10 protein-coding genes are annotated in these 12,382 nt (G+C 63.6%); 7 read left to right on the forward strand and 3 right to left on the reverse strand.

All coding sequences use genetic code 11. From position 1 onward, the window contains the following. The first annotated feature begins 424 nt into the window (after positions 1–424). Positions 425–3,028, forward strand: coding sequence for an MASE1 domain-containing protein (locus tag CO675_RS04350; RefSeq protein WP_097670732.1), 2,604 nt, complete (start codon positions 425–427; stop codon positions 3,026–3,028). Between the two features lie 121 nt (positions 3,029–3,149). Here CO675_RS04350 and frc read toward each other — a convergent pair whose 3' ends face one another. The 3 genes from frc to CO675_RS04365 all read right to left on the reverse strand — a co-directional run bounded on the left by frc (position 3,150) and on the right by CO675_RS04365 (position 7,007). Beyond that, complete coding sequence (gene frc, locus CO675_RS04355; protein ID WP_097670733.1) at positions 3,150–4,427, reverse strand: formyl-CoA transferase; 1,278 nt, start codon at positions 4,425–4,427, stop codon at positions 3,150–3,152. 64 nt (positions 4,428–4,491) lie between these two features. Then, on the reverse strand, positions 4,492–6,222 hold the full coding sequence (gene oxc, locus CO675_RS04360; protein WP_097670924.1) for an oxalyl-CoA decarboxylase: 1,731 nt from the start codon (positions 6,220–6,222) through the stop codon (positions 4,492–4,494). Positions 6,223–6,311: 89 nt separating this feature from the next. Then, complete coding sequence (locus tag CO675_RS04365; RefSeq protein ID WP_097670734.1) at positions 6,312–7,007, reverse strand: GntR family transcriptional regulator; 696 nt, start codon at positions 7,005–7,007, stop codon at positions 6,312–6,314. A gap of 217 nt (positions 7,008–7,224) precedes the next feature. On the opposite strand from CO675_RS04365, the gene CO675_RS04370 reads away from it, so the two are divergent. The 6 genes from CO675_RS04370 (at position 7,225) to CO675_RS04395 (ending at position 12,376) form a co-directional block, all read left to right on the forward strand. Next, the gene (locus tag CO675_RS04370) at positions 7,225–9,354 is read left to right on the forward strand and encodes an acetate--CoA ligase family protein (protein ID WP_097670735.1); all 2,130 of its coding nucleotides are present in this window, start codon (positions 7,225–7,227) and stop codon (positions 9,352–9,354) included. Between the two features lie 173 nt (positions 9,355–9,527). Then, positions 9,528–10,325 (forward strand): sterol desaturase family protein, encoded by a 798-nt coding sequence (locus CO675_RS04375; protein ID WP_097670925.1) that lies wholly within the window; start codon positions 9,528–9,530, stop codon positions 10,323–10,325. Continuing rightward, positions 10,312–10,686 (forward strand): hypothetical protein, encoded by a 375-nt coding sequence (locus tag CO675_RS04380; RefSeq protein WP_097670736.1) that lies wholly within the window; start codon positions 10,312–10,314, stop codon positions 10,684–10,686. The genes CO675_RS04375 and CO675_RS04380 overlap by 14 nt, the downstream gene beginning before the upstream one ends. 12 nt (positions 10,687–10,698) lie before the next feature. After that, positions 10,699–10,896 carry a hypothetical protein gene (locus tag CO675_RS04385; RefSeq protein WP_097670737.1) on the forward strand — a complete coding sequence of 66 codons (198 nt, stop codon included), beginning with the start codon at positions 10,699–10,701 and terminating at the stop codon, positions 10,894–10,896. Between the two features lie 28 nt (positions 10,897–10,924). Beyond that, on the forward strand, positions 10,925–11,233 hold the full coding sequence (locus CO675_RS04390) for a DUF6166 domain-containing protein (RefSeq protein WP_198964487.1): 309 nt from the start codon (positions 10,925–10,927) through the stop codon (positions 11,231–11,233). A 33-nt stretch (positions 11,234–11,266) separates the two neighbouring features. Beyond that, entirely contained in the window at positions 11,267–12,376 is a 1,110-nt protein-coding gene (locus CO675_RS04395) for a Zn-dependent alcohol dehydrogenase (protein ID WP_097670739.1), read from the forward strand. Positions 12,377–12,382: the final 6 nt, after the last annotated feature.

Genomic DNA, 12,382 nt, shown 5'->3' on the forward strand with positions numbered 1-12,382 from the left:
GGATTGCGTGCGCGACTTTTTCGACTTGATTGACCATATCCGTGACGAGGGCTGGGCTGATAGGCCACCGTTGCCCCGGAAATGAAGGATCAATATCCGCTTCAAAGATCGAGAACCGCGGTGATCTGCTTTGACAGCGCCGCATGGGCGGTCGTACCGGCCTGAAGCTCCTTCGCCAAGGACAGCGAGAGTTCTTGCGCCAGCAAGGAAAATGATTGCTCATGATCTCATCGAAAGGTGGCGGGATCGGACCGATTCGTAGTCCGGATGCCGCTGCGGCTTGCGTATCGCCGCCGTTAGGTCAATGGTGCTGCCCGATGGCCCGTTCCGAAGTTGTCCGGCGCCTCTCTTCTCACGATCGTGCGGCCATGCTTTGGTCAAAACTGCATTCGCATCCTTGAGATGCCCACTGCAAAGGCTTGCGATGGAAGGGGCAAGATTCGACAAGGCCAGGATTTTCGCTTTTGGCGACGCTCGGAGTGTTGCGACCTACGCGGCGGAAATCCTGGTAGCTGCCGCGATCTACGGTGGCCTGGCCGAATCCGCGCGATTGCTTCCCGCACTCAATCCAGCCGCGACACCGCTATGGCCACCAACCGGGCTCGCGCTTGCGCTGGTCCTGCTGCGCGGCTACCGGATCTGGCCCGCGATCCTGGTGGGAGCCATCTCGCCGTACCTCTTGGCCGACCGACCGCTCCTCGAGATCGGCGCCGCCGGGATCGGCAGCCTCCTTGCCGCATGTGCCGGGACATGGCTGATCGGCCGCTGGTCGAACGGCCGCCAGACGTTTGCCACACCGTCCGGTGTCGGAAAGTTTGCAATCATTTGCTTTGCGCCGACTACGATGATCAGTTCAGCCATCGCCTTGGCCGGCTTCACGCTCGCCAACGAATCGAACTTTTCCGATTCCGTCGTCGCCGGGTTGACCTGGTGGCTTGCGGACGCTGCTGGGGCGCTGGCGATCGCTCCGGTCATCGTGCTCTGGGCGACCATGCCCTTCCGCGTTGCTTCCAGATGGACGCTGCTGCAATCGATCGCAGCCGCTGCGCTCGCCGGTATCATCGGGCTCGCTGCCTACAGCCCGCTGATCGGCAGCGACCTCGTCAGCAGCGGCCTCGACGTGTTGCTGCCGCATCGCAGCCTTCTGGGCTTTCTGGTTCTGCTGCCCTTGATCTGGACCGGTCTGCGCGGCGATCGCTGCACCGTGGCGACGGCCGCGTTGATCTTCATCGGAACTGCCGTGTGGGGGTTCTCGGTGGCGAATGATCCCTTTCCGAAAATCGATCCGAACGGAGCGCTGTTATCCCTGTTCGTGCTTTCGATCATCGCGTCGGCGCCGCCTCTTGCCCTGGCCGCGGCAAGCGCGACGCGCCAGGCCAGGGAAGCCCATTTGCTTTCGGTCCAGGACCAGCTGAACGGTCAGCTTGAACGGAAAGCTTTGGCGCTCGACAGCATCAGACGGCACTTCCAGACCCTTATCGAGGGCGTTGTCGACTACGCGATTTTTGCGCTTGATCGAGAAGGACACGTGACGAGCTGGAATAGCACCGCTCAAAAGATCATCGGCTACAGCTCGGAAGAAATCATAGGCAAGCATTTCGGGATATTCTATCGGCCGGATGAACGCCGCGCCGGTTCGCCGACACACGCGCTGGAGTCGGCAATCGAAAGCGGCAAGTACGACGTAGAGGGGTGGCGTATCAGGAAGAATGGTACGCCGTTTTTCATCACGGGCTCGGTCTCATCGAGCCATGATGACGCAGGAAATCTGATCGGCTTCATCAGTATCCTGCGCGACGCGACGGAGCGCCGCGACGCCGAGGAGAAGTTGGTCCAGGCGCGCGAACAGCTCGCGATGTCCCAGAAGATGGAGGCAATCGGCAAGCTGACCGGCGGCATCGCGCACGACTTCAACAATCTGTTGATGATCATCGGAGGCAGTGCCCAGATATTCCAACGCCTGCTCGATCCAAAACTGCCGAAAGCCATCGAAGCCATACAAACCGCGGCCAAACGCGGCGAGAGCCTCACGCGCCAATTGTTGACATTCTCTCGTCACCAGCACCTCAGCCCGACGGTCGTTGATCTGAATGCGTCCATCAAGAACATGCGGACCATGATCGAGAGCTCGCTGCGTGGGAACATCGTGTACAACGAGAACGTTGGCGACAGTGTTTCGCCGGTCAAGGTCGACCTCGCCGAACTTGAACTTGCGATCGTCAACATCGCCGTCAACGCGCGAGATGCGATGCCAAGCGGCGGCACATTCACGTTGTCCGTCCACGCGGTCACCGCTAATCAGGACACCGGCGGCGATCGCCGTGGCAAGGCCTTCTTTGCGATCACACTTGGCGATACCGGCACCGGCATTCCGCCACATCTTCTGTCCAAGATGTTCGATCCGTTCTTCACGACCAAGGAGGTCGGCAAGGGGACCGGGCTCGGTTTGTCCCAGGTTTATGGTTTTGCGCACCAGGCGGGCGGAACGGTGACGGCAGACAGCAAGGTTGGACAGGGAACAACGATCACGATCTATCTGCCGTCCTGTGCGGACGAGCAGATCGCCAGCAAGGAGCTCGCCGCTGCCCGGGCAAGGCCAAGGCAGCCGCCGCGGCAGACGGTTCTCGTTGTCGACGACAGCCCGGAAGTAGCGGATGTGACATCATCGCTGTTCGAGCATCTTGGTTATGAAACCATCTACCGGGACTCGGCCGAAGCGGCGTTGAAGCTGCTCGATAGCGGTACGAGGATCGATCTCGTCTTCAGCGATATCGTCATGCCTGGGACCATCGATGGCGTCGGGCTCGCGAGAGAAGTTCGGTCGCGGTATCCCGGTTTGCCGATAGCCCTCACAACCGGATACAGCGATGCCGCAAAGGCAGCCCCGCCAAGCCTGAAAATACTCCGCAAGCCGTTCGATACCGAGGCGCTCAGAGACTTTATCCAGGACCTTGCGCCGCCGAGATCGACCCGCGCATCCGGCCTGCCGTTGGCGTCAGGCACTGGCGACGTGGCGCGCAGAAGTTGACCGCTCGCACCATCGATGAGGGCCCTGATCTCCGCAATTGATTGCGGAGCGCAGACGGCCGGCTCAAACAAAAATGGCCGCGGTTGCCCGCGGCCATTCGTGTCTTGATCGAGCGCAGCCGTTACTCGGCCGCCTGCTTGCGCGGCGGGTCGAGCGCGCCGGAGTCGTGGATCTCGGCGACCTGGTGATCGCTGAAGCCGAGCACCTCGCGCAGGATCTCGTCGGTGTGCTCGCCGAGCAGCGGCGAGCGGGCGACTTCGCTCGGCGAATCCGACAGCTTGATCGGGTTGCCGACCGAGACGTACTTGCCGCGGGTCGGGTGATCGACCTCGACCACGGTACCGGTCGCGCGCAGCGACTGGTCTTCGGCGATCTCCTTCATCGACAGGATCGGGCCGCAGGGGATGTCGTCCTTGTTGAGGATTTCCATCGCTTCGAACTTGGTCTTCGTCATCGTCCACTGCTCGATGCGGGCGAAGATCTCGTTGAGGCGCGGCAGGCGGGCCGGCGGCTTGGCGTAGTTCGGATCGGTCTTCCAGGTCGGCTCGCCGATCACGTCGCAGATCTTCTCCCAGACCGGGGCCTGGGTGATGAAGTAGATGTAGGCGTTCGGGTCGGTCTCCCAGCCCTTGCACTTCAGGATGCGGCCGGGCTGGCCGCCGCCGGAATCGTTGCCGGCGCGCGGCACGGCATCGCCGAACGGGATGCCTTCGCCGAACTGGCTGTATTCCTTCAGCGGGCCGTGGGCGAGGCGCTGCTGGTCGCGCAGCTTGACGCGGGCGAGGTTGAGCACGCCGTCCTGCATCGCCGCGGTGACGCGCTGGCCCTTGCCCGAGTGGGTGCGCTGGTAGAGCGCGGTGACGATGCCGAGCGCGAGGTGCAAGCCGGTGCCGCTGTCGCCGATCTGCGCGCCGGTGACCAGCGGCAGGCCGTCGCGGAAGCCGGTGGTTGAGGCAGCGCCGCCGGTGCACTGCGCGACGTTCTCGTAGACCTTGCAATCCTCATACGGGCCGGGGCCGAAACCCTTGATCGAGGCAACGATCATCTTCGGGTTGATGCTGTGGATCTTCTCCCAGGGGAAACCCATGCGATCGAGCACGCCGGGGCCGAAATTCTCGACCAGCACGTCGCACTGCTTGATCAGCGCGGTCAACACTTCCTTGCCCTTCGGGTTCTTGGTGTCCAGCGTGATCGAGCGCTTGTTGTGGTTCAGCATGGTGAAATACAGGCTGTCCACGTTCGGGATGTCCTGCAACTGGCCACGGGTGATGTCGCCGACGCCGGGACGCTCGACCTTGATCACGTCGGCGCCGAACCAGGCCAGCAATTGCGTGCAGGTCGGACCCGACTGGACGTGGGTGAAATCGAGAATGCGAACGCCCTTGAGCGCCTTGGTCATATCGTATGCTCCGTACTCTGGTCTGCCCCTGCACCCGCAGGGAAAATGGGTTGAAGGGGATTGCTTACTTTTTCTTCAGAACGCTCTGCGGATTGAGGTTGCCGATGCGGCCGCTCTCCGAGCCCGCCGCCGGATCGATCACCGCGTTGATCAGGGTCGGCTTGCCGCTGTCCAGCGCCGCATTGACCGCACGCTTCAGCTCGTCGGGCGAGGTGGCGTTGACGCCGACGCCGCCGAAGGCTTCCATCATCTTGTCGTAGCGCGAGCCCTTGACGAACACGGTGGTCGCCGGATCGTCGCCGGCGCTGTTGACGTCGGTGCCGCGATAGATGCCGTCATTGTTGAAGATCACGACGCAGATCGGCAGCTTGTAGCGGCAGATGGTCTCGACCTCCATGCCGGAGAAGCCGAACGCGCTGTCGCCTTCGACCGCGAGCACGGGCAGGCCGGTCTCGATCGCAGCCGCGATCGAATAGCCCATGCCGATGCCCATCACGCCCCAGGTGCCGACGTCGAGCCGCTTGCGCGGCTTGTGCATGTCGACGACGCCGCGGGCGAGGTCGAGCGTGTTGGCGCCTTCGTTGACGAAGATGGTGTCGGGACGTTCCGCGATGATCGTGCGCAGCGCGCCGAGCGCACCGTGATAGTCCATCGGCGAGGCGTTGCTCATCAGCTTCGGCGCCATCTTGGCGACGTTGTCGTCACGCTTCTTCGCCACCGTGGCGAGCCAGTCGCTCGGTGCGGCCGACCAGTTGGCGCCCATGGCGTCGAGGAACGCGGACACGCAGGAGCCGATATCGCCGACCACGGGGGCGACGATCTCGACGTTGGAATCCATTTCCTTCGGCTCGATGTCGACCTGGATGAACTTCTTCGGGGCCTCGCCCCAGGTCTTGCCCTTGCCGTGCGACAGCAGCCAGTTGAGGCGGGCGCCGATCAGCATCACGACGTCGGCTTCCTTCAGCACGGTCGAGCGCGCGGCACCCGCGCATTGCGGATGCAGATCGGGCAGCAGGCCCTTGGCCATGCTCATCGGCAGGAACGGCACGCCGCTCTTCTCGACGAAATTCTTGATCGCCTCGTCGGCCTGCGCATAGGCCGCGCCCTTGCCGAGGATGATCAGCGGACGCTTTGCGCTCTTCAGCACGTCGAGCGCGCGCTTGACGGATGACGGGGCAGGGAGCTGCGCTGGCGCTGCGTCGATCACCTTGACCAGCGACTTCTCGCCGGCCGCCGCGTCCATGACTTGGCCGAACAGCTTTGCCGGCAGATCGAGATAGACGCCGCCGGGACGGCCCGACACCGCGGCGCGGATCGCGCGCGCAAGGCCGATGCCGATGTCTTGGGCATGCAGCACGCGGAACGCCGCCTTGCACAGCGGCTTGGCGATCGCGAGCTGGTCCATCTCCTCATAGTCGCCCTGCTGCAGGTCGACGATCTCGCGCTCGGACGAGCCCGAGATCAGGATCATCGGGAAGCAGTTGGTGGTGGCGTGGGCAAGGGCCGTGAGGCCGTTGAGGAAGCCGGGCGCCGACACCGTGAGGCAGACGCCGGGACGCTTGGTCAGGAAGCCGGCGATCGAGGCCGCATAGCCGGCATTCTGCTCGTGGCGGAACGAGAGCACGCGAATGCCCGCCGCCTGGGCCATGCGGCCCAGGTCCGTGATCGGGATACCCGGCACACCATAGACGGTGTCGATGCCGTTGAGCTTGAGCGCATCGATGACGAGATGAAAGCCATCGGTCAATTCTTGCTCGGTGCCCGGTGCCTCGGACTTCGTAGCGGTATTCAGCATCGGCATCGTCTCCCTGATCGTTCTTGGTTCGGACGATCTGATTGTCGTCTGAAGCGGGTGTGGACTCTCAAACTTACGTGAACGGTTCTCTACGTGAATAATTCTTGGCCATGCGCCTCGACATAGGCGGCAAGGCCAAGCGTGTGATCGCGGGCGCGCTTTTCGGCGAGCTCGGTGTCGCGCGCTTCCAGTGCCTCGATGATCCCGAGATGCTCCGGCAGCGAGGTCGCGGTGCGGTCCTTGCGGCCGATCGTGAGCTGGCGATAGCCGCGCACATGCAGCAGCAGGTCATTGGTGAGGTCGACCAGAACCGGCGATTCCGACAGCGAGATCAGTGCCTGGTGGAACGCGATGTTGGCCTTGGAGTATTCCTCGACGTGATCCTGCGGCAGGCGGTCGTCGCTGAAGTCCTTGAAGAAGTCGCGCAGCGCCGTGATGTCCTTCTTGCGCGCGGTGGTCGTGATCAGGCGCGCCGCCATGCTTTCCAGCGCAGCCCAGGCGCGGATCATGTCGACGATCTCCGCCTTGGTGCGGCGGACCACGACGATGCCGCGGCGCGGCACGGTCTTCACGAATCCGTCCTGCTCGAGCATCGCGATCGCTTCGCGGATCGGCGTGCGGCTGACGCCGAGGCGCTCGGACAGTGCGCGCTCGTCGAGCATCACGGGCTCCGGCGTCGCGTAGATGTCCATCTTCAGGATCGCTTCCTTCAAGGCCTCATAGGCCTTGTTCTTGAAGCTCGTCTCCGGGGCGATCCGGACGATGGCGATATCTGTGTCAGCCATGGTGGGCGACGCCTTGGTCTGTTTCGGTTCTGGCACGACTCGTCTCCTCCTCTTGGAGACGTCTTCTTAGCAGAAGAAATTACCTTAGATTTTTGGCATGCCAAATACCAGAATGTCAAGCTGCCCATATTTTTCGGTATTTTTGGACATCGACCGACCTTGACAATTACGTTTTTGGCATACCAAATGCCACGAAATCTGTCCCAGGAGGAAGCCAATGTCAAATTCGAAGGATGCGGTCCGCAAAATTCTCGATGCGGTCAGGGCCGATAAGCGCACGAGCCTCACCGCGCCCGAAGGCAAGGTGGTCTGCGACGCTTACGGCATTCCGGTGCCGAAGGAAGGCGTCGCCAAGTCTGCCGCCGAGGCTGCGCGGATCGCCTCCGACATGGGCTTCCCTGTCGTGATGAAGATCGTCTCGCCCGACATCCTGCATAAGACCGAGGCCGGCGGCGTGGTGGTCGGCGTCAAGAGCGCCGCGGACGCCGAGAAGAGCTACGAGACGATTCTGGCCAACGCCAAGAAATACAAGGCCGATGCCAAGATCGAGGGCATTCAGGTCCAGCAGATGCTGGGCGGCGGCACCGAGGTGATCGTCGGCTCGATCACCGACGGTTCGTTCGGCAAGCTGGTCGCCTTCGGCCTCGGCGGCGTGCTGGTCGAAATCCTCAAGGACATCACCTTCCGCCTCGCGCCCGCGACCAAGGACGATGCGCTGTCGATGCTCGACGGCATCCAGGCGCATGAGATGCTGAAGGGCGTGCGCGGCGGCGAGCCGGTCAACCGCGAGGCGCTCGCCGACGTCATCGTCAAGGTGTCGCAGCTGGTCAGCGATTTCCCCGAGATCGTCGAGCTCGACCTCAATCCGGTGTTCGCCACCAGCAAGAACGCGATCGCCGCCGACGTGCGCATCGTCGTCGACTTCGACTACAAGCCGCGTCCGGCGCCGCGCCCGACCGAGGAGATCGTCGCGGCGATGAGCCGCATCATGCAGCCGAAGGGCGTCGCCGTGATCGGCGCCTCCGCCGAAGACGGCAAGATCGGCAACTCCGTGATGAAGAATCTCATCAACGGCGGCTACAAGGGCGAGATCTATCCGATCCACCCGAAGGCCGCGGAGATTCTCGGCTACAAGGCCTACAAGAGCGTCAAGGACGTGCCCGGCGTGATCGACACGGCGGTGTTCGCGATCCCCGCGAAATTCGTCGCCGGCGCGCTCGTCGAGTGCGGCGAGAAGAAAATCCCCGGCGCGGTGCTGATTCCCTCGGGCTTTGCCGAAGCTGGCGCGCCCGAATTGCAGGCCGAGATCGTCGAGGTCGGCAAGAAGTACAACATCCGCCTGATGGGGCCGAACATCTACGGCTTCTACTATACGCCGGCCAATCTCTGCGCCACGTTCTGCACCGCCTATGACGTCAAGGGGCACGCCGCGCTGTCGTCGCAGTCGGGCGGCATCGGCATGGCGATCATCGGCTTCTCGCGCTCGGCCAAGATGGGCGTGTCGGCGATCGTCGGCCTCGGCAACAAGTCCGACATCGACGAGGACGATCTGCTCGCCTTCTTCGAGCAGGACCCCAACACCAATCTCATCGCGCAACACTGCGAAGACCTGAAGGACGGTCGCGCCTTCGCGGAGGCCGCCAAGCGCGTCTCCAAGAAGAAGCCGGTGGTCGTGCTGAAAGCCGGCCGCACCTCGGCAGGTGCGAAGGCGGCGTCGTCGCACACCGGCGCGCTCGCCGGCAACGACAAGATCTACGAGGACGTGTTCAAGCAGTCCGGCGTGATCCGCGCACGCTCGCTCCGGCAGCTGCTCGAATTCGCCCGCGGCGTGCCGGTGCTGCCGACGCCGAAGGGCGAGAACGTCCTGATCATCACCGGCGCGGGCGGTTCCGGCGTGCTGCTCTCCGACTCCGTCGTCGACAACGGCCTGTCGCTGATGCAGATGCCGCCGGACCTCGATGCGGCATTCCGCAAGTTCATCCCGCCGTTCGGCGCGGCTGGAAATCCTGTGGATATCACCGGCGGCGAGCCGCCGATCACCTATGTCAACACCGTGAAGCTCGGTCTGTCGGATGAGCGCATCCACGCGCTGATCCTCGGCTACTGGCACACCATCGTGACGCCGCCGATGGTGTTCGCGCGCAACATGGTCGAGGTGAAGAAGGAGATGGAGGCCAAGGGCTTCGTGAAGCCGATCGTCGCCTCGCTCGCCGGCGACGTCGAGGTCGAGGAAGCCGCCGAATATCTCTACCAGAACGGCATTCCGGCCTACGCCTATTCGACCGAGCTGCCGGTCGAGGTGCTGGGCGCCAAGTACAAGTGGGCCCGCGGCGCGGGACTGCTCTGATCATCTGAACTGTCGAACAGCAGAGGCCGCCTCGGACATCGTCCGGGGCGGCTTTTTTATTGGGCCGTCGTCTGAGCCTTGCCGCCGAGGGGCGGGAAGGGGCGCAAGGTGGCTTGCCTTTGACGACTGATGTGCTACTGATATGTCAGATAAGAATGATGGAGGACGCCGCGATGGAGTTGGCTGCAACAGGGATGACCGACCGCCAGCGCAAATATCGCGCGACCTACCGCGAGCGCGTGGTGGGCTGGTACAATGGCTGGCTGCATGTCGTGCTGATCTACACGATCGGGTTCACGGCGCTGTACGTCTATCTGGCCAATGTGCACGACGTGAAATGGTGGGAATACCTCACCATTCCGGCGGTGTTCCTGATTGCTAACTTCTTCGAATGGGCGGTGCATCGCTTCGTCATGCACAGGCCCTCGAACGTGCCGCTGCTGCGCGCGATCTACAGCCGCCACACCCTGATGCACCATCAGTTCTTCACCGAGGAGGAAATGCGGTTCGCCGATCATCACGACTGGCGCGTCACCTTCTTCCCGCCCTATGCGCTCGTGGTATTCACCCTGATGTCGATCCCGCCGGCGATCGTCGCAGGTCTCGTGATCTCGGCCAATACCGGCTGGCTGCTGATCACCACCACCACGTCGATGTACCTGATCTACGAATTCATGCATTTCTGCTGCCACGTCGAGGAAAATGCCTTCGTGCGCAACATGCCATTCGTCAACACCATCCGCCGGCATCATACCGCCCATCACAACCAGTCGATCATGATGGAGCGGAACATGAACCTGACCTTCCCGGTGATGGATTATGTGTTCGGCACTTCCGATCTCAATCGCGGCCTGCTTGGCCACGTCTTCAACGGCTACAGCACCCGCTACGTGAAGACCGACATGCGGCGCACCGCGCGGACGCCGCGGGTCGTGGTGAAGGAGCAATCGGTGCCCCATGCCGCAGCTTGAACCCAATCTCGCCGGCCTTGCCTGGTTCGGCCCGCTCTGGAGCGTGTGCTGCATCGGCTTCCTGCAGCTGGCCGGGATGTATCCGCTGCGCGGACGCACCGTCCTTCCGGTGACCATGGCGACCGCGTTGTGGGCGATATTGCTCGCCGGCACGCTGGCATTTGCTTTGGTCGAACTGCGCTGGACCACAATCGTCGTCGTAGGCGGCGTGCTGTTCCTGTTCCTGCCCGCCCTGTTTCAGGCGCTGCCGCTATGGTGGCGTGACGGACGCGCGGGACTGCGGCTGTCCTGCTGCGCCATGATCGCGGCACTTGCGTTGCTCGCCGGCGTGGCGGCACCGTCGTTCCACATGTGGACCTGAGGAGAGGTCTCGATGCCAAGCCACATCAAGCTCATGCTGTCGCTGGCGTGCCTTGCCACGGCGGCCTGCGGATACGTCTTCATGGTCCATCTGGGACAGCAGGGACCGAGCTACGCGGTCGCCTTCCTTGGCGTATTCGCCACGGTCGCGATGTGGATCTTCCCCGAGGTCGTCAAGAAGGACCTCAAGATGCGTCCGCCGGGATCCTGACATGATGCTGCAGCACAGGGAGACGCCGATGGCGCGCTATGCCGGGGACCGTACCATCGACGGCATTGCCGTGCTGGTCGACGGCGAGCCGCTGTCACCGCACTACGACCAGCTTCGGCTCACCGAACACGGCTTCGAATGGAGCTACGAGGGGCCCGAGCCGGCACAGCTGGCCTTCGCGCTGCTCTATGACCATCTGCACGACGCGGCTGCGGCGAAGGCGCTGCATGAGAGCTTCATGCAGCGCGTCGTCGCCAATTTCGGTAATGAATGGGAGCTCTCCTCGGCCGATCTCGACGAGGCGGTCGCGGCGCTGCGGTCCGGACGCACGGTGTAACCCTACGCTGATTTCCGGGCGAAAGAATATGAGATGACCCTGACCTGTCGCGCGGCGGTGCTGCATCAAAGCGGAACGCCGCTCTCCATCGAGCGCGTTTCGCTTGTACCGCCCACGCCGACCGATGTCGTGGTGAAGGTGCGTGCCGCGGGGCTCTGTCACACCGATCTGGAGGTGATCGACGGATCGCTGCGCTATCCCTTGCCGATGATCCTCGGGCACGAGGCCGCCGGCATGGTCGAGGAGGTCGGCAGCGCGGTCCACGGCGTGCGTGTTGGCGATCACGTCATCCTGTCCTGGAATCCGCATTGCGGGCACTGCTTTCACTGCGACCGCGCGCAGCCGATCCTGTGCGAGACCTATCTCGCCAGGGGCGCGGAAGGCGTGCATTTCGACGGCGCGTCGAAGGCGCAGCTTGCGGGCGGCGGCAGCCTGGCGCATCTGATGTTCCTCGGCGCCTTCTCGGAATATGTCGTGCTGCCGGCGCAGCAGGCGATCGTCGTGCCCAAGGACATCCCGTTCGATCGTGCCTGCCTGATCGGCTGCGGCGTCATGACCGGCGTTGGCGCCGCGCTCAACGTCGCCGATATCGGCTACGGCGATACCGTGATGGTCGCCGGCTGCGGCGCGGTCGGGCTGGCAGCGGTGCAGGGCGCCCGGCTCGCCGGCGCCGGTGCCGTTATCGCGGTCGACCTCGATGATGCAAAGCTTGCGCTGGCGCGGCAGCTCGGCGCCACGCACGCCGTCAACGCAGCGCGCGAGGATCCGGTGCAGTTCGCCAAGGAGGCGACGCACGGGCGAGGGGCCGACGTCATTCTCGAGGCGGCGGGACATCCACAGGCGTTCCGGCAGACCGCGGAGGCGGTGCGGCCGGGCGGTCAGGTGATCTGGCTCGGCAAGATCGACGTCACGCAAGACGTGAGTTTCCGCTGGGGGGCGTTGATGGGCGAGAAGCGGTTTCGCCGCTCGAGCTACGGCGGCGCGCGGCCGCGGCGCGACTTCCCCTGGCTGGCGCAGGCCTATCTCGACGGCCGGCTCAAGCTCGACGAACTGATCACCGGCCGCTGCAACCTCGACGGCATCAATGATGGTTTTGAGGCGCTGCGGCGCGGCCGCTCGATCCGCACGGTCGTGGAACTCTGAAAGCTC

The organism is Bradyrhizobium sp. C9, assembly GCF_002532045.1.
Lineage (GTDB): Bacteria > Pseudomonadota > Alphaproteobacteria > Rhizobiales > Xanthobacteraceae > Bradyrhizobium.